The 19,324-nt window shown below is 40.9% G+C and carries 15 protein-coding genes; 10 read left to right on the forward strand and 5 right to left on the reverse strand.

Annotation, left to right across the window (positions count from 1 at the left end; genetic code table 11):
- Positions 1 to 89: 89 nt before the first annotated feature.
- Both AC570H_RS09110 and AC570H_RS09115 read left to right on the forward strand, forming a co-directional pair.
- Positions 90 to 2,339: a S9 family peptidase gene (locus tag AC570H_RS09110; RefSeq protein ID WP_497353903.1), complete on the forward strand. Its 2,250-nt coding sequence runs from the start codon at positions 90 to 92 to the stop codon at positions 2,337 to 2,339.
- A gap of 40 nt (positions 2,340 to 2,379) precedes the next feature.
- Entirely contained in the window at positions 2,380 to 3,258 is an 879-nt protein-coding gene (locus tag AC570H_RS09115; protein ID WP_497353905.1) for a ChaN family lipoprotein, read from the forward strand.
- Positions 3,259 to 3,315: 57 nt separating this feature from the next.
- Here AC570H_RS09115 and mscL read toward each other — a convergent pair whose 3' ends face one another.
- Positions 3,316 to 3,702 (reverse strand): large-conductance mechanosensitive channel protein MscL, encoded by a 387-nt coding sequence (gene mscL / locus AC570H_RS09120; protein WP_497353907.1) that lies wholly within the window; start codon positions 3,700 to 3,702, stop codon positions 3,316 to 3,318.
- A gap of 192 nt (positions 3,703 to 3,894) precedes the next feature.
- Here mscL and rpoN point away from each other — a divergent pair, with 192 nt between their 5' ends.
- Positions 3,895 to 5,370 (forward strand): RNA polymerase factor sigma-54, encoded by a 1,476-nt coding sequence (gene rpoN, locus AC570H_RS09125; protein ID WP_497353909.1) that lies wholly within the window; start codon positions 3,895 to 3,897, stop codon positions 5,368 to 5,370.
- A gap of 295 nt (positions 5,371 to 5,665) precedes the next feature.
- On the opposite strand, the gene AC570H_RS09130 is transcribed toward rpoN, so the two are convergent.
- From AC570H_RS09130 to AC570H_RS09140, 3 genes are all read right to left on the reverse strand, one after another.
- Positions 5,666 to 6,679 carry a PorP/SprF family type IX secretion system membrane protein gene (locus AC570H_RS09130; protein WP_497353911.1) on the reverse strand — a complete coding sequence of 338 codons (1,014 nt, stop codon included), beginning with the start codon at positions 6,677 to 6,679 and terminating at the stop codon, positions 5,666 to 5,668.
- Positions 6,680 to 6,681: 2 nt separating this feature from the next.
- A complete protein-coding gene (locus AC570H_RS09135; RefSeq protein ID WP_497353913.1) occupies positions 6,682 to 10,239 on the reverse strand; it encodes a PKD domain-containing protein in 3,558 nt (1,185 codons plus the stop codon).
- A gap of 125 nt (positions 10,240 to 10,364) precedes the next feature.
- Positions 10,365 to 10,820, reverse strand: a complete 456-nt coding sequence (locus AC570H_RS09140) for a response regulator (protein WP_497353915.1) — start codon at positions 10,818 to 10,820, stop codon at positions 10,365 to 10,367.
- A 116-nt stretch (positions 10,821 to 10,936) separates the two neighbouring features.
- Between AC570H_RS09140 and AC570H_RS09145 the strand changes: the two genes are divergently transcribed.
- From AC570H_RS09145 to AC570H_RS09170, 6 genes are all read left to right on the forward strand, one after another.
- Positions 10,937 to 13,264, forward strand: coding sequence for an Rv1355c family protein (locus tag AC570H_RS09145; RefSeq protein WP_497353917.1), 2,328 nt, complete (start codon positions 10,937 to 10,939; stop codon positions 13,262 to 13,264).
- Complete coding sequence (locus AC570H_RS09150; protein WP_497353919.1) at positions 13,251 to 13,964, forward strand: hypothetical protein; 714 nt, start codon at positions 13,251 to 13,253, stop codon at positions 13,962 to 13,964. The genes AC570H_RS09145 and AC570H_RS09150 overlap by 14 nt, the downstream gene beginning before the upstream one ends.
- Before the next feature lie 4 nt (positions 13,965 to 13,968).
- Positions 13,969 to 16,095: a sensor histidine kinase gene (locus AC570H_RS09155; protein WP_497353921.1), complete on the forward strand. Its 2,127-nt coding sequence runs from the start codon at positions 13,969 to 13,971 to the stop codon at positions 16,093 to 16,095.
- A gap of 13 nt (positions 16,096 to 16,108) precedes the next feature.
- The gene (locus tag AC570H_RS09160) at positions 16,109 to 17,188 is read left to right on the forward strand and encodes a hybrid sensor histidine kinase/response regulator (protein WP_497353923.1); all 1,080 of its coding nucleotides are present in this window, start codon (positions 16,109 to 16,111) and stop codon (positions 17,186 to 17,188) included.
- Complete coding sequence (locus AC570H_RS09165) at positions 17,178 to 17,570, forward strand: response regulator (RefSeq protein WP_497353925.1); 393 nt, start codon at positions 17,178 to 17,180, stop codon at positions 17,568 to 17,570. The genes AC570H_RS09160 and AC570H_RS09165 overlap by 11 nt, the downstream gene beginning before the upstream one ends.
- A gap of 79 nt (positions 17,571 to 17,649) precedes the next feature.
- Positions 17,650 to 17,910, forward strand: coding sequence for a hypothetical protein (locus tag AC570H_RS09170; RefSeq protein ID WP_497353927.1), 261 nt, complete (start codon positions 17,650 to 17,652; stop codon positions 17,908 to 17,910).
- Here the strand turns inward: AC570H_RS09170 and AC570H_RS09175 are convergent.
- Positions 17,904 to 18,737: a LytTR family transcriptional regulator DNA-binding domain-containing protein gene (locus AC570H_RS09175; RefSeq protein WP_497353929.1), complete on the reverse strand. Its 834-nt coding sequence runs from the start codon at positions 18,735 to 18,737 to the stop codon at positions 17,904 to 17,906. The genes AC570H_RS09170 and AC570H_RS09175 overlap by 7 nt on opposite strands.
- Before the next feature lie 190 nt (positions 18,738 to 18,927).
- On the opposite strand from AC570H_RS09175, the gene AC570H_RS09180 reads away from it, so the two are divergent.
- The gene (locus tag AC570H_RS09180) at positions 18,928 to 19,323 is read left to right on the forward strand and encodes a hypothetical protein (protein ID WP_497353931.1); all 396 of its coding nucleotides are present in this window, start codon (positions 18,928 to 18,930) and stop codon (positions 19,321 to 19,323) included.
- Position 19,324 lies beyond the last annotated feature (1 nt).

The raw sequence follows: 19,324 nt of genomic DNA on the forward strand, positions 1-19,324 counted from the left end.
ATCAATTTTGGTCAATTGAAGGTTAATATCAAGCCAATGGCCTTTAAATTTAAAGCTATCTTGCTAATTAATAACTATACGATCCTCTTATGTCACTTCCTCTCAAAAGTATCGCCACTAGCTGCTTCATCTTTTTATCGGCATTTGCTTATGCCCAAGGAACCCAGGCCGATTACCAAAGGGCCGAATCCTTGAACGGCCTGATGCAGAACAAAATTTATAATTCGCCGAACACCTTTAAATGGATTGCCGGCAAAAATCAATATTTCTATTCTGTGCTCGATGCCCAAGGAACAAATTATAAGATTGTAGAGGTAAAGTCGCAAGAAATAAGGCCTGCATTTGATCAACAAAAACTAGCAAAAACAATTACAGAACATACTGGAAAGGCCATTAATGCTTTACAAATTCCAGCGAATGCCATTAAAATCAATAATGAGGGAACAGAACTCGATTTCACGGCCGACAGCACCATTTATACGCTTGATATCGCTACATTAACGGTTAAGAACAGCAGAAAAATAACACCAAGGCCTGCCCCACCTGCTAATTCTTCGGGTGCGCAAAGCAAATCTCCAGATGGCAAATGGATCGCCTATCTTAAAAACCATAACGTTTTCATCAAACCCTATAACCAAAAAAAAGAATTTATACAATTGAGCTTTGACGGTGCCGAGGGCGATTATTATAGCGATGACTTGGTTTGGTCGCCAGATTCGAAGCATTTGGCCACCTATAAAGTACGTCCAGGCCAAAAGCACCTCATTTATTTGATCGAATCATCGCCAAGCACCCAATTGCAGCCCATACTTCAATCGAGAGATTACCTCAAACCTGGCGATGCATTAGAACAAAAGCAACCTGCATTGTTCAGCATTGGCACCAAAAAGCAAATTGCCATTACTACCAACGAAATCCAAAACCAATATTTCCTGACCGATATTGTGTGGCGCAAAAACAGCAGAGCATTTACATTTGAATACAACCAGCGAGGACATCAGGTTTACAGCATCATCAATGTAGATACTGCCGGACGTTTATCCGATTTGGTTAAAGAGCAGAGCAATACATTTTTCACCTATTACAGCAAACGATATAGATACGACATTAATGATGGACAGGAAACCATATGGATGAGCGAGCGCGACGGCTGGAACCATTTGTACCTCTATGATGCCAAAGGCAAAGTGAAAAACCAGATTACCAAGGGCAACTGGGTGGTTAGAAATGTAATTACTGTTAACGAACAGCAACGTTTCTTGATTTTTGAAGGCAGTGGCATGGAAAACGGACAAGATCCCTATTTCATCCAATACTACAAGATTAACCTCGATGGCACGGGCTTGGTTAAATTGACCCAAGAAAATGGTAACCACAAAGCAACGTTTGCCAGCGATTACAGCACATTTGTAGATACCTACTCGCGCATAGATGAGCCACAAATAACTTTATTGAGGGATGGCCGTACCGGCAAAATATTAAAAACGCTCGAAAAGGGAAATATCGATGCCTTATTGCAAACCGGCTGGAAGCTGCCCGAAGTGTTTACAGCAAAAGGGCGTGATGGAAAAACGGATATTTGGGGTATTGTAGTGCGCCCGAGCAATTTCGATCCCAAAAAGAAATACCCTATTATCGAATACATTTATGCAGGCCCGCATGATTCTTTTGTACCTAAAAGTTTTGTAAACGATTCTCGCGGCTCCCTACACGAACTGGCCGAACTGGGTTTTATTGTGGTTCAATGTGATGGCATGGGCACTTCCAACCGTTCGAAGGCCTTTCATGACGTATGCTATAAAAACCTAAAAGATGCCGGTTTCCCCGATCGAATTGCCTGGATCAAGGCACTAGCCTCTAAATACAGCTATATGGATACCACAAGAGTTGGCATTTTTGGCAATTCGGCTGGCGGACAGAGTTCTTTGGGCGCTTTGTTATTCCATCCTGAATTTTATAAAGTGGCTGTTTCCTCGTCGGGATGCCATGACAACAGGATGGATAAAATCTGGTGGAACGAACAGTGGATGGGCTACCCTATCGGTCCTCAATACGCAGAATCGTCAAACGTAGACAATGCCTATCGCCTACAGGGCAAGTTATTGCTCATTTTAGGCGAGCTCGACGATAATGTTGACCCTTCTTCTACCATGCAGGTGATCAACCAGCTGATCAAACACAACAAGAACTTTGATTTTTTGATGGTTCCGGGCATGAAGCATTCATTGGGCGGAGATTATGGAGAGCACAAGCGACGCGATTTTTTCGTGAAACACCTCCTCGGCGTGAATCCGCCAGAATGGACCTGGGCGCCCAACATTACCGTTCCAAAGCCCTAGTATTAACTGGCAAATTGTTATTTTAGCGCAAAAAACTCAGATGACCAGAAAATATTTATTGTTATTGATCGCCATTGTGTTGCCCCTCATTGGCTTTTCGCAAGACCTTTCGAGCCATTATAAAATATACGACGTTAAAAAACAAAAAACCATCAGTATTGATGACATCATCAGCGATTTGGGCAAAGCCGATGTACTTTTCTTTGGCGAAGAGCATAACGACTCGATTGGACATTACCTAGAAGCAGAGCTATTCAAGAAGATGGCACTGGCTTATCCTAGCAAGGTAGCCTTGACCTTAGAAATGTTCCATACCGATGTACAACCCGTAATTAACGAATATTTGAGTGGTATCATCAGCGAAAAGAATTTCATCAAAGAAGGCCGTGCCTGGAACAATTATAAAGACTATAGGCCGATGATCGAGTTGGCAAAAGCCAATAAATTAGCTGTAATTGGCGGCAATGGCGCAGCAAGGTACAGCAATGCGGTAACCAAATCGGGTTTAACTATATTGCAACAATTGCCAGAAAATTCGAAACGTTTTATTGCCCCCTTACCTATTGATACGGCTGTTGGACGCTACTACGATAAGTTTATCGAAACTCTTGGCGGACACAGCATGGGCAGCATGAAAATATACCAGACCCAAAATTTTTGGGATGCCACTATGGCCTGGAGCATCGCCAGTTATGCCAAAGACAATAAGGGGAAAAAGATTTTTCAGGTGAACGGCCGTTTCCATAGCGATGAAAAACTAGGCACATTGGCCAAACTGAAGGGTTATTCGCCAAAACTCAAGATCCTGAACATCTCTTCATTTTCTGCCGAAGACTTTAACCAGCCCAACTGGGCTCAATACAAAGACCTGGGCGATTACATTATCCTTACCGACCCTACAGTTAAGAAAACCTTTTAAAAAAGAAACGTCATCCAGCTTTACTGGATGACGTTTCTTTTTTTGTTTCTATCAATCTTATTTGCTTCTTAATGCATCTCTTATTTCTGTCAAAAGCACTTCTTCTTTTGTAGGAGCAGGAGGTGCGGCAGGCGCAGCTTCTTCTTTTTTCTTCATTTTGTTTACCATTCTGATGATGATAAACAACACCAAGGCAACAATGATAAATGAAAGCACCTGAGATAGAAAATTACCATACTTAATAGCGGTTCCCGCAATGGTTAATTTACTGATATCTTCCAAGCCTGCGGCCTTTAAGGCAGGCGCTAAAACAGCAGGGGTAATGATATCATCCACTAAAGAGCTCACGATTTTACCGAAAGCAGCTCCAATAATTACACCGACAGCTAGGTCTATCACATTGCCTTTAACGGCAAAATCTTTAAATTCTTTTACAAAGCCCATAAGTAGTTTTTAGTTGTACAATTATTTAATTAAGTGAATTAAAAATAGTAAACTTTAACATTAATGCAAGTATTTAAGTTGAAAAAGTCAACTATTTCAAAAAATTAACTATTTATTAAAGAATAGAACAAACGAGCTTCAATAATCTAAAGCAAATGCTTATTTTTGGCACCAAGTCGTATTCATCATTATATGCTAAAACAACATTTACAGCAAAAACTACTACAAAAGCTATCCCCGCAGCAAATTCAGTTCATTAAATTGTTGCAGGTCCCTACTGTTGCTTTAGATACCCGAATCAAGGAAGAATTAGAGGATAATCCAGCATTGGAAGATCCTAGCTTAATGACTGCCGAAGAACCGAAAAGCGAATACGACGACCTTAACGGCGATACTGACGACTATAGCCAGGATTCGAGCGAAGACATAGGAAGCGACGAATTTAATGTAGAGGATTACCTGCAAGACGACAACACCAACGACTACAGTACCTCTTATAACAATGGCGATGACGACGAAGATAAGAAAGAAACGCCAATTGCCATTGAAAGCACTTTTTTTGAAAGCCTACAGGAACAACTTGATCTTGTACCACTTTCTGATACCGATTTTATCGTTGGCAAGCAGATCATCGGCAGCTTAGACGATGATGGCTACCTGCGCAGACCGATAACTTCGATGATAGATGATTTGGCTTTCTCGCAAAACGTAATGGTTGAGGAGGAAGACGTACTCGAAATGCTAAAGGTAATCCAAAGCTTCGACCCTCCGGGTATAGCAGCCAGAGACCTGCAAGAATGTTTGTCGCTTCAGTTAAAGCGCAAAGACGTTAACAATCCGATCATTAAAAAAGCAATTGCCATTGTAGAGCATCATTTGGATGAATTTACGCGCAAACACTATGATAAACTGGAAAAATCGGTAGGATTAACCAGCGAGGAGCTGAAAGAAGTGGTAGCCGAAATCTTGCGTTTAAATCCGAAACCAGGCGATTCTAACCAGGTAACCACCAAACAGCTGCAAATTATACCTGATTTTCACATCTCGAATAACGATGGAGTCCTGATCCTTACGCTAAATTCAAAGAATGCGCCTGAATTAAGGGTGAGCCGTTCTTATATGGATATGTTCGATCACTACGATAAGGCTTCGCAAAAGGACAAAAAAATGAAAGAGGCTGTCCAGTTTGTAAAACAGAAACTCGACTCGGCCAAATGGTTTATCGATGCCATTAAACAAAGGCAGCAAACTTTGTTAAAGACCATGAATGCCATCATGCAGTACCAGTACGAATATTTTTTAACAGCCGATGAGCGTAAAATGCGCCCGATGATCTTAAAAGACATTGCCGATAAGATAGGCATGGACATTTCTACGGTATCGAGGGTGGCCAACTCTAAATATGTACAAACCGAATTCGGTACTTTCCTGCTCAAATCTTTCTTCTCAGAAGCCATTCAAACCGAAACGGGTGAGGAAGTTTCTAACAAGGAAGTGAAAAAAATATTGGAAGACTGTATTGGCAACGAAGATAAACGCAGGCCGCTTGCCGACGAAAAGCTAACCGAAATCCTGAAAGAAAGAGGCTATAACATTGCCCGTAGAACAGTAGCCAAATACCGCGAACAAATGAATATTCCGGTTGCGAGACTGAGGAAAGAACTTTAATTAGTTTTGGCCTATTGCCATCATTGCGAAATGTCAATTGAGAAACTGCCGGCTATGATGAAAATGACCGTCGCTTTTCTATAGTTTCTTCAGCCCTGCTTTACGATACAAGGCCCTTTGGGCGCTTTCCCCTTCAATCAGGTTTAGTTAACCCAGGTTTGTGATGATAATTTCGACTCGTTTGCTGCCCCCGAGATAGATTCTGTATCAGATCCAAATAATGATCTAAAAAAATAAATTTATAGAAAGAGATTGCTTCAGATCCGAGCTGAAAACTGGCAACTGCTAACCAAAACTACCACATCCGCATTGAGCTCATCACCTTGTATACATTGTTAAGCTGCAGGCCCAAAACAATTTCATGGCTTCCGTAACTCACTTTATTTAGTTCAGAAGTGGTAAAATCATAGGAATAAGTGAGATTTACCAAACGGCTGATGTTGATACCGGCCATAGCTGCATAAGAATCATTATGGCGATAGCTTCCGCCAATCCAAAAGCGGTCCTTAAAAGAAACCTTCAAATTGGCGTCAACCGAAAGCGGTGTTGGATTTACATACTTAATCATAAAAGAAGGGATTGCAGAAATATCCTCATCCAAAAAGAATTTATAGCCGGCGGTTACAAAAACGTGCGGTACCTCTTTTCCGCTGGTATACCTCGGATCGTTGGTAAAAGCTAATTTCTGTGGAAGTATTTGCTGGGCCGATGCTCCGGCAAAAAACCTGGCCCCATAAAGCCAAACTCCAAGTGCCACATCGGGCTTTACCTGGCTCACAATGGTATTGTTGATGGCCGGATCGTTCGGATCTTCCAAAGTTAGAGCATTCACATCTAAGCCGATGCGGGTTAATCCAGCCGCTGCGCCAACCGAAAGATTTAGCGTTCCAGACAATTGCAGGTGATAGGCATAGGTTAAACTGGCATCAAACCTAGAAATTGGCCCAACCTTATCGAGTACCATTACCACGCCCATGCCATGGTGTGAAGGCGATGCCGTGTAGTTTTGCATGTAATTGTCGCGCATGGGATTATCTTCCTTATCAGGCATGGAAAGCGCGTTTTTCCATAAATATTCGCCTCCCAAGCTCCAGTTTGCCGATAAAAATGATGTCTGCGGGGCATTGTCTATTCCAGACCATTGCTTTCTGTAGCCTGCTTTTACATCCATGTAATTCTCAATGCCACTAAGTGCCGGGTTAAGCAAATAGTTGTTAAAAATATACTGGGTATACTGTGGGCGCTGCTGGCCATATACGCCAATAGCCAATACCATTATTACCCCTAAAATGCTTATGCTTCTTTTCAAAATTATCTAATAATGGTTAGCGCTCCAGTAACATTTTTCCTTCCGCTGTTTGGACTAATAATATAGTAATAAGTTCCCACAGGTAATGCTTTGTTGTTAAAGTTTCCGTTAAACGGTACCGAATAGCCTTTACTAAAGTATACTTTTTGGCCATTTCTATCAAAAATTTCTACAGTTGAGTTTGGATAAGTATCTAAATATTTCACATTCCAAACATCGTTTATGCCATCGCCATTTGGAGAAAAGCTGTTTGGCACATTGATTTGCTGCAATACACGCACATTGACCACTGCAGATGTGCTGCAGCCTTTGCCTGAAGTAACCGTTAAAGTATACCTCGTATCTGTCTCCGGACTGGCAATCGGATTAAGGATATTGCTATTGCTTAATCCTATGGCTGGTGTCCATTTGTAGGTTAAATCAGCCCCATTTGCTGTGGCCTGGATCTGTTTCTGCCCTCCTACCAAAATGTAAAACTCGCTTTCGGCATTAATAGTTGGCGATGGATTGACTACAATTTCCTTCGTAATCGTTCTGGAACAGGCTCCGGGATCACTGCCCACAAAAGTATAAGTAATCAAGTGTACACCTATCCCTGCTTTTTGAGTATTGAAAACGCCAGTTGAGCCGTCTACAATTCCCGCCCCGCTATAAGTTCCTTTTCCTATAATACCTGATGTTTCCTTTGCCTGGCTAATGGTAACCAGTCCATCGTTTTCGCAGGTTGGAGGAATATTGTCAAATACAAGTATGGGTATTGGCTTAATGGAGATGGTTTTAGAAAACGTTTTGAAACAGCTCTCACCAGTGTAAGCCACCATGTAAATCGTATAGCTGCGTGGCATAAGTCCGCCTAATTCTGGATAGCTTAAATGAATATCTTGAGCTTCCGGATAATCGATTGTAATAAATGAGGTAGGATCATTTGCATAATCTTTGTAAACTTCTACCTTGGTTATCCTGCCTGGCGCCGCAACCACAGAAGTATTGTTAATGACCACGTCGTTGCCGCTGCAAAGATTGTTTTCGTTCTGAACCGCAAAGTTTGCTGTAGTTACAAAAGGATTCACGATAAAGGTTTGTACTTTCTTATCTGTTTCGCAACCCAATTGATTAAATACCCTTAAGGTTACAGTATAAGTACCCGTTTCGGTATAAGTGTGCGCACCATCTATTGTCGTGGTAACAGCAGGTGAAGCCGAATCTCCAAAATCCCAAACATAAGTCAGTCCAGTTTTGCTTCCATCTTCGTTTTTAGAAAGGTTGGGAAACTTTGCCACACCATCATTTAAGCAGTAGCCAGGCATTGAAAAATCAGCCTTTGGCAGGGCAACTATTTCAACCGTATTCGAAAAAACATCGCTTACGCAACCAAAATCAGAAGTGACAGTTAGCTTAATGGTTTTGGTGCCAGGAGTAGTATATTTAAAACTCGGGGGCGTAGCATTATCTACATCAACCGGTACTCCATCGCCAAAATCCCAATGGTAGTTTTTGATCACACCAGCTCCAGCAATGCTCGAAATGTTGTTCAGTGCAAGCGTTCGATCAACACAATTTCCTCCTGTAACCGTAAATTTTGCTACTGGTTTGGGCCTAATCACAATCGGCATCGGCATAGAGGTATTGCCACAACCTGCATCTGTACCTATGGTTAAGGTTACGTTGTAAGAACCAGTTTGTGCATAAATATGTGTAGGGTTTTGCTCTCTTGAGGGCGCTGTTCCATCGCCAAAATCCCACAGCCAATTGGTAATTCCCCTTATGGCAGAGTTAGCATTGCTTTTGTCTTTAAATTGTACGGCAAAATCCTGACAGGCGGAAACTATAGGCTCGAAAGCCGCCGATGGCTTTTCATCTACCGAAAAATCGGTACTTAAGTCTTCGGTAGCCCCGCAGGCATCCGCAGAAGGCTTGGTTGCTTTTACGCTAAAAACATAATCACCCGCCTTGAGGTAAGTGATGGGATTAGGATAAGCATAAGTGTAATAAGTTAAGCCATCTTTTGTAAAATTGCTTAATGCAACCGGAGCCGATTGCGTAATGTCGCCATCGCCATTATCCACATTCCAAACTATTTGTGTAGCCTGGTAAGGCAAATTGACCTTTAGATTTAGGGTTTCGCCTAAACAGCCATTGGCCACTAAATTTCCAGATGCAACACTTTGTGGCTGAAAAGTGAAGTTTTGGATATTTGCACCAGCCAAATAGGCATAGGATTCAAATTCTCCGTAGCCATAGGCAATGGCCGAAAACCCACCATTAGCCGTCAGTCGATGCTGTGGCTGTAAATTGGTTACATCAATAATGGCATAACTGTATTCGGCATCTATGGGTACAAAACCTGTAACCGGGTTGCCATCTAACCTGAATGTTGGAATATCCGCAGTTCTGATGATTACATTCAGGTAAAATACACGGATATTAGTGGGTACATTTTGCAACTTGGAGTAAACAGTGATGTTCTTCAGCGTTTGTTCTACCGGATTGAGCACCGTAATTTCTGGATCTCCAGGAAAGGTTGGCGTGGCATTTTGGCCCGGTGGATTACTCAGGTTACAGGTTTGAGAAGTCTGGTAATGGGCTACAGCTATTGGAGCCGAACCAATAATTACATTCGGATTGTTAGAATAAAAGGTAACAATGGACCCTTTAGCATAAGGATTGCTCAACGGCGTGCCATTGGCATCAGCAGTACTTCCGTTCACGGTTATCGTGGTGTTGTCTTCGGCAACAATGATCTTAAACATATCGGTATTGCCATGCAGGGTATTAAAAAAGGGTGCGGTAACAAACTTCTTGCCCCAGGCACTTACCGGAAAAAGCTGCTGGTAAAGATTATCTCCGCCAGATGGCGCCCTGGTATTGCCTGTTTCGCAGAAAGCAATCCATGTACTGCCAGAAAAAACAGCGATTGGCTTACAGCCATCAACCGATCTAATGTGACTCCCTGATAAGTCTGCAATAGCTTGATATTGATAGATCTGACCCTTGTTTAAATGGATAGTGAAAGGCACGCCAGCACTGTGCTTTCCATTTCTTTCTTCTTTACTGGGCGTAATTTCTATCTCCGTGGCATCGGCTGTTGCTACAATCGTAAATTGGGAATATTCGGCACTGTTGCTTTGATGACTAAAAGTATAATATTCTTTACCTAATGTATTGCTTGGCAAAACCAAGGTACCGCCAGTTCGGGCATTGAAAGAAATGATGCTGTACAAAGAGATGGCTTTCTTAGTAACTACATGAATAGCCCTATCCGATGCAAATGTATCCGAACCATCAATGTAGACAGGAATTGAAGTGGGATCGATAATAACCGGCAGGCAGGTATTTGCGGTTATCGTACCACTTGATACCATTGCTGCCCCTACATAAATTTCGTAATCAGTAGCCTGATCGGCAGAAAGAAAAAGGGTAAGTCTAGAGTTCAGGCCATCTCTATGCCCGCTGTAGGCTACCCAAAAATCCTTGCCTTTGTTAGACGAATTTTGGGCATAGGTTTTCTCAAAAGATCCAACCAACAAAAAAAGAAATACTAAACAATAGAAATTCTTCATCCAAGCCTCGCCTGTCTTAAAAAATTTAGGGACAGCGTTTTACAATAATAATAATTTATTAAAACTAAACGATGGTTTTATTTGTTTAGAATGGTTGTCCAAAAACTGCTATATATAAATCTAGTCTACGACAACAGATTTTGGCGCGCAATAAATTCCAATTGTCTGTTGGCTATTAATAATTTCTCGGTTAGCTCTCTGTTTTCTTTACGTAACGTATAAATTTCTATTGCCTTCTCAATATTGATGCGCAGGTCTTCTTCCATCCAGGGTTTTTGGATGTAACGATAAACCTGTCCTTTATTAATGGCATCGATCACTGCATCAATATCGGTATAGCCTGTAAGGATCATCCTGATCGGATCTGGATGTTCTTCTAAAATGGAAGCCAAAAACTCTACACCGGTAGTTTTAGGCATGCGCTGGTCGGTTATAATAATGTGTATGTCTTCTTTATCTAGTATTTTTCTGCCATCTTCGGCAGATTCGGCAGTAAAAATTTTGTACAACCTACGGTAGGTTGCAGCAAAGGCGCTCAGGTTATGTGGTTCGTCGTCTACGTATAGTATATTTGTGCTCATCGGGATGTTAATAAAAGATAAAAATACTTTTTTATTATAACTCTTAAAAGACTAATTTAGTTGTTTTAACATATATCCCTGTTTTATCGTTAACAAGTTACTTTTTACTACCCATAATGCAGTCTAAAATTGGTTTCAATCCATTGCTCTCTCAACTTACCGAACAAACTTCAGCCTACAAAAACAGCTATAAACCCGTGTTTTTCAGACTGCTAGATCAGGAGCAGAAAAATGCCTTCGAAGTACTGCTTCAAAACAAGTCTACTTTACAAGTTTACGACCATATTACAGCGCAAGTTGAAGAATTGATCAAATGCCTGCAGCCAACTATCGTTTTTATGCCGCCAAGCGTATTGGCAGAGGCTGTTGAAAAGCATTTTGGTGAACTTTCGACAGATTATTTTGGAGTTTGGGTATACTATCCATGGGCCAATAAGGTAGTACACTTGCTAGATGAAGAAGAGTTTGCAGTGGTTCGTACCAATCGAAACAAGCATAAAATTACAGCTCAAGAGCAACAAACCCTCGCTCAAAAAAAAATTGGGGTAATGGGCCTTTCTGTTGGACAATCGGTTTCACTGACTTTGGCAATGGAAAGAGGTTTTGGCGAACTGCGCATCGCGGATTTTGACGAACTCGATTTGAGCAACATCAACAGGATCAGAACTGGCGTTTATAATCTCAAAATAAAGAAAACCGTTATTGTTGCCCGCGAAATTGCCGAAATTGATCCTTACCTGAATGTAGTTTGTTTTGATGAGGGCATTACAGAAGATAACCTGGATAAATTTTTGACGGAAAATGGCAAGCTCGACCTGCTCATAGACGAATGCGACAGCTTCGACATTAAAATCAATGCCCGCACCAAGGCAAAGGCACTAGGCATTCCGGTTTTGATGGAAGGCAGCGATCGTGGCACCATAGATATCGAAAGATTTGATTTGGAGCCCGAAAGGCCAGTTTTACATGGCATGGTAGCACATTTAGACATGAGCAAATACAAGACGCTCAGCACTTTAGACGAAAGGGCACCTTACATTACTGCGGTAACTGGCGTAGAAACCTTATCGCCACGTATGAAGGCCTCTGCCGTTGAAATTATGGGCACCATTTCTACTTGGCCCCAATTGGCAAGTGCAGTTACCTACGGCGGTGGCGTAACAGCAGATCTTTCCAGAAAAATCTTATTGAACCTGCTTAAAGTTTCAGGACGCTTCTTTTTAGACTTAGATGAGTTGATTAGTGATCCGGCTCCTCCTCCACCAAATCAGCCATTGGCCTCTCCTGCCCTTTTAAGTGTACCGGAAATAGAAGAATTTATCGGTATCCACAAATTAGCCTTCGATACCGCATCACATCATGTTAGTCAAGAAATTGTACAACAATTGATAGAAGCGGCCAAACTGGCTCCATCTGGAGGCAACAACCAGCCTTGGCACTGGCACTATCAAAACGGCATATTGCACTTGTTTTTAGAAGAACAGGTGGCACAAGCTTATTTAGATCCTCAATTTATATCATCTTATACCTCATTAGGCGCCGCTATTGAGAATTTATTGCTCAAGGCCTCAAGCTTAAACTTAGCCGTTAACTGGCAAATTACTCCTCAACTGGCTCCTAAGCATGTTGCCTGGTTCAGCTTTGGCGAAAACCAGCAGCCTAACGAAGAGGCTACAGCATTGGCAAGCCAAATCCCGTTGAGGCATACCAACAGAAAAATTACGCCAAGGCAAGAAATAGACGAAGCAACTTTGGCTAGCTTGACCAATTTGGTAACACAAACGGAAAATGCACAGCTCAAATGGGTAACTGATCCCGAAATGATCAAAAACCTGGGCATGATTGCTACCCATACCGACTTGCTAAGAATGTTTATTCCAGCTGCCCATACCGATTTCATTGAACGCGAAATGCGCTGGAATTTAGAGGAAGTGGCGGTTACAGAAGACGGTATCGGAATCCATACCCTAGATTTAAACAACAACGATCAAATCGGTATTCGTTTGCTAAAAGATAGGCGCATGATCGATTTCTTGCAACAGATCAATGGTGGCAGTGGTTTTAAACGCCTGTCTATGATGCAATTCATGGCTTCGAGCGCAATTGGTCTCATTACCATGCCACAGGGCGAAATCAAATCGTTTATCGAAGGAGGCATGGCCGCACAAAAACTTTGGCTGGGCGCAACGCAACTCGATTTGCAGGTGCATCCCATTAACGTACCACTGATCTTTTTCTATAAGAATTCAGTTGAAAACAGTTTACCTCTTCCCACAGAAAACAAGGCACAACTAAGCCAAGCAGAACAAAATTTCAAACATATTTTTGGTCTGGATTCAAGCGAACAAGCTATCTTTATGTTCAGGCTCTTTAAGGCCAGCCCATCCCCAGAAAGAACTATCCGAAAATCAACCTCTAAAATATTCTCCATTGGAAGAGCATAGGCCACATATAGACAATTTATATTTCAAGGCCTTTAGGGCGGTTGATGATCGTGCAGCGTGTATGAAGTTTATTGAAGGACATACCCATGTTCTTGAGATTTTTGGCATTACCCAAATCACTTCGGCAAAAATTGATTGGGTGCTCAACCCTGATGTATTTGTAATTTTGGTTACCGCCGAAGAAGGAGGTCGCGCATTGGCCGGTGGGCGTATCCATCAGGCAAACCGTAAAAATCCCTTGCCAATTGAAGATGCCGTAGGTTATATGGACGAAAGGATCTACCAAATGGTTGACGAAAGAACAGATGCCGGCACTGGCGAACTTTGTGGACTTTGGAATTCATGGGATATTGCCGGCCTTGGCATTGGAAGCATGCATTTAAGTACAGCCTGTGTGGCCTATGCCGATATGATCAAGCTTAACACCTTATTTGGCTTATGTGCTCCGGCAACCTACCGAAATTCTATTAGAGGCGGTTTTAGGGTGATTACAGAAATAGGCATCAATGGTAAGTTTTATTATCCCAAAGAAGATTTAACGGCAACGTCAATCCTGATCGATGATGTAAAAAATCTGCCTTTAACGCACGAGCCTGAAAGAAGCATTGCAATGAATATGCGATCAAACGCCATTACCAAACAAGAAATCCAATCAAAAACCGGCGAAATGATTACTTTGCATTTCGATCTAACACTATAGGCTTATGAAAAGAACAGTATACCTTTTATTGTTCGCCCTTCTTTCTTTTGGAAACCTAATGGCTAAGGCTTCGGTAGATGAGAAAGGCATCTTACAGCGTGATTTTACCGTAGGCTATTATAGAGATGGCACCAATAAAGCCGATTTAAAAGAGGCAATGAGCCAAAAGTTTACGCCTACAGACAAAGACGTACTCAACTATGGATTAGATACCGGCAGCTATTGGATTAAATTTAGCCCAAAAGCCGCTAAACAGTACGATAACCAGCTGTTGTTTATTGATCAATCTCGTTTAGCGCTGGCAGAACTTTATATTGTACACAGCAACGGCGAAAGTCAGCTCATTAAGCCTTACACCAGTTACCCCTACGCCAATAACGGGGCTACCTTGGGCAAGATATTCCAACTTCCCCCTACTATAGCTGCAGACGATAACCTATTTTTGAAGCTCCGTTCCAATGAAACCTTTTTGGCACCGGTAAGCGTAAGCGATCAAGGTACTTTATTAGAGAATTTCTCGCTCAGAAACGTAATCTTTGGTTTGTATACCGGTATTATGGTGGTGATGTTTGTATATAACCTGTTTCTGTTTATCATCATCAGAGACAAAAGTTATTTATACTATATCTTTTATCTCTTTTTTACCTGGCTTACCCAAATCTCTATACAAGGCTATTTTGCCAAATATTTCTCGCCCGAAGGAACCACGATCAACACCTATTCGGTGGTCTTGTTTTCTAGTTTGGCATTGGTGTTCACGAGTTTATTTACGCTCTCGTTCCTCAATACAAAGGTTTTCTCCAAGCTTTGGCATAAGCTTATCGTTATTTTCTACTACCTGACCTTACTTAACCTGATCGTACTATATGTGTTTGGCATTTACACGGCCTTTGTATTCATGCAGTTCCTTACCATTTCGGGAACTATTTTGGCCTTGGCCGCTGCCAGCTTTGTATATTTCAGAAAGCACTTTAAGCCGGCCGGCTATTACTTGGTAGCCTGGTCTGTTTTATTGGTTGGAGCCATCCTTTTCATCATGAAAGACTATGGTGTAATTCCTTATAACAACTTTACCATTTACCTGCTTCAAATTTCATCGGCAATCGAAGTAATGTTGCTTTCGTTCGCCTTGGCCGATAAAATCAATTTCTTTAAAAAAGAGAACGAGGTGGCTCAGGCACAGGCCCTTAATGCCTCCCTAGAAAATCAAAAACTCATCAGGGAACAGAATATCGTCTTAGAGAAAAAGGTAAAAGAGCGTACGGAAGAATTGGAAAGTGCTAATTCTACACTCAATGTTACGCTAACCAATTTAAAGGATACCCAATCACAACTGGTCGATGCAGAAAAAATGGCTGCATTGGGTCAGTTAACGGCTGGCATTGCGCACGAGATCAATAATCCCATAAATTTCGTAACTTCAAATATCAAACCTTTAGAACTTGATATTAACGATTTAAAAGAAATTATCACCAAATACGAAAACATTGACTACAGTCGAGATGTTAAAGAACAAGTAGAGGAAATCGAATCTTTCAAAAAACAGATCGATATTGATTTTGTAAACAACGAAATATCTTCGCTCTTATCTGGTATCAGCGAAGGTGCCAAACGTACTGCAGAAATCATTAGAAGTTTGAGGAACTTCAGTCGTGTTGACGAAACGGATATGAAGCCTATAGATTTAAATGAAGGGCTTCAATCTACATTAGTGTTGGTAAGGAACAATTTACCTGATAACCTAACCGTAATTAAAGAATATGGCAATTTGCCAAAAGTAGACTGCCTGCCTGGCAAGATCAACCAAGTGTTTATGAACTTGGTAAGCAACGCCATACAGGCCATAAAAACCAAAGCAGAACAAAGAGCAGAAGAATTTTTGACGATCAGAACCTGGTATGAAGACCAACAGGTAAAAATCAGCATCAAGGACACCGGCATTGGGATGACGGAGGAGGTAAAGCATCGTATTTTTGAGCCTTTCTTTACAACTAAGGATATTGGCGAAGGTACTGGTCTGGGGCTCTCTATCGTATTCAGTATCATAGAGAAGCACAAGGGTCACATAGAAGTTATATCAAAACTTAATGAAGGCACAGAATTTATTATTACCTTAAATGTAAATCCATAATCCAAATCGCAAAATGAGATCCCCGAGTGTAAGAGTTTTATACATTGACGATGAAGAGAATAATTTACAGGCATTTAAAGCCAGCTTCAGAAGGCAGTATGAAATTTATACAGCCATTTCTGCCGCCGAAGGCTTAAAAATACTTCAAAATGTAGCTGTACATGTGATCATTGCCGACCAAAAAATGCCCAATACAACGGGGGTTGAGTTTTTTAAAAGCATAACCGAAACATTCCCCGATCCGGTACGCATCCTTTTAACCGGCTATACCGATATAGAAGCCTTGGCTGACGCCATTAACCATGGGGATATTTACAGGTACATCACCAAGCCATGGAACGATCTCGAACTGCATAATTCTATCAAAAATGCTTACGATGCCTATAAGTCTAAGATAGACCTGCGCAATAAGATGGCTGAGCTCGAAAAAACAAATGATGAACTCAACCGCTTCATTTACAGTATTTCACACGAATTAAGAGCCCCATTGGTATCTGTTATAGGAATTGTGAACCTGGTAAAAATGGAGGGCTTGTTCAATTCGAGTGGCGAATATTGGGGCCTAATCGAAACCTGTTCCAACAAGCTCGATTACTACATCCAAAAGACGCTTCAATATTACAAGAACAATAAAACGCTTACCGATATCAATGAGGTAGATTTTAAAAAGCTGATCAAAGAACTCATAGAGGTTTACGCTTATACAGATAAAGACACCCAATTTATCATTCATGTAGACCAACCTGTTCCTTTTCGTGGAGACTTGTTTAGGATAGAAGTAATTCTAGGCAACCTCATTTCAAATGCAATTAAATACCAAAGGGCGGCAGAGCTCAACAAAAAGGTAAATATTGATGTGGAAGTCACTCCCGAAGCTGTGCAAATTAATATCGCAGATAACGGGATGGGTATTTTAAATGAACACTTGGAGAAGATTTTTACCCAGTTTTTTAAGGGAAAAGTACATCACGGCAGTGGCATGGGCTTGTTTATAGTAAAAGAAGCACTCAATAAAATTGATGGCCGTATTTCGGTAAGTTCAGACGTTAATCATGGTACCACCTTTAAAATTGTGATTCCAAATGTCAAATAACCCTAAAAGAGTAATGATGGTCGACGATAATGAGATTGATTTAAAGATCAATGCCAAATTGATCAGTATTACTCATTTATTTGACGATATTATTGTATGCAATTCGGCAGAAGCGGGACTTGAATACCTGCGCAAACACTTGCAAGACCAGGAACGGCTGCCACAGTTTATTTTGCTCGATATTCAGATGCCCGACATGGATGGTTTTGATTTTTTAGAAGAATTTAAACGTTTTCCAAAGTCGTTTACAGATACTTGTCCGGTAGCCATGCTCTCCTCTACCCTAGATTTTGGTGATATTCAAAAAGCAGAAGCCAATCCTTATGTAATCAAACTGCTCAAAAAACCGCTCTTGCCAAAAGATCTCGAAAAACTGATTTAACCAGCTTAAGTTTTTACTAGCCTCCCAAACCTTTGTGTTGCTTCGTTGTTGTATTGGATGAAAACCAAAAGCATTTGTTATGGGATATGATGAAAATATTGCGGGCCTAGGTAAAAACCACGACCGCGAAGCTAGAGAACACGATTTGGCGAAAAAACAAAGCGAGGCAAAACCTGCTGCCGAAAACATAGATGCAGAACCGCATAGTGTAAGTAAAACGAAAATCAAAAACCAATCTGAAGATACTGAGCCGATTCATGAACAGGCACATGATTATGCCAAGGAAGAGCATAAAAAGGCAGCTGATTGGGAAGATACTTCTAGCCTGGAGGATCAATAAGGTTTCTCGGCAAGCCATTCCTTAAAATGTTTGGCCCTGTCTTTACTTACGATTACCGGCTTGGCATAATGAATACCTAGCGTAAGCTCCAATTTCCCAAAAGAGCCATTAACAATCTTTTTAACGATGGCTTTGGCAATGATCTGCTTACGGTTAATTTGGAAAAATTCATAATTGCTCAGCAAATTGTTGATTTCCTTTAAAGAAAGGTTAATAATATAGCTTTCTCCGGCATGGGTAATCAGCCAATTGATCAATTGTACCTGATCGATCATTGCGATTTGCGAAACGCTAATCGGCAGCTGCGCACCTTTGCTATAAATCAATATCCTTTTATCTTTTGCCAGCAATTCTTTTTGCTTCAGGTAATTCCTTTTATTAACCCTTGCCTGATTGTTAGCATAGATGAGAAGGTAAAACCCATTGATAATTGCCAGATAAAGCACTATAATTGGCAGTTCATAAGTAAAATAACCCCTTTTAACTATACTTTCTCCAAAATAATCGAAGTATGCTGTTGTAGCAAGTACAACCAAAATCAGGGGCAGTAACATTCCGAGTAACAATTGCCAGCCTGTTCTCGCAATATCGTTATTGATCAGCTTTGGGTGCTTATCCAAAAAAACAGACATTCTTGCAATAAAAAAGGTAAAACCATAAGAAAGCAAAAGCGTGTAGGCCAATGCAATCCAATAGTATTTATTGTTCAAACGACTAATGAGGCTATCTCTTTCTCTTATCGATATCAGGAAATGAGCCGAATAGGGAATTAGGAAGATATAAAACAATAAGGATAAATACCAATGGGTATTAGTTTTGTTTCGCATAAATATGTTTTTCTAGATAGGTACTTAAAGCTAATATTTTTCCAATAAAATAAAATATAAACGCGACAGATAGTTACCTCACCGCCTCGTTGCTAATTTTTACCGTCTCGTTAAAAAACAATGAATTTACCTTGTAGAGCAATGTATTAGCGTATAGTTTTGCCTAAACATCTACTCAAATATAAACGCTATGAAAAAAATTCAATTCAACGCCATGGGCGTTCAAAGCCTACAAACCGAGCTTTACGCATTAAAAGACGAGCTGTTGTTTATGGAAGCAATTTCTATTTCTACAGATTTCAAAAATTGGATGAAAAGCAAATTCGAGCTCAATCCCAAGCAAAATAATTACTTGGATAAGCTATCCGCAAATTTTATCCATTATGCTTCCGTAAGGATTGGTTTTGCAATCGTAAACCGGCTTCCCATCTATTTCAATAATGTGAATTTCGATGAGGAAGATTCGGGAGCCGAAAAAATTATCAGAAGCTCTGATAAAACCTATTTTTCGACAGATGGCGTAGCCATGGGCTCGCTGAGCTTTGACGTCAGCTATAAATTATCGGCTATTTATAATTCATTATAAA

This window comes from Pedobacter sp. B4419 (genome assembly GCF_059693725.1).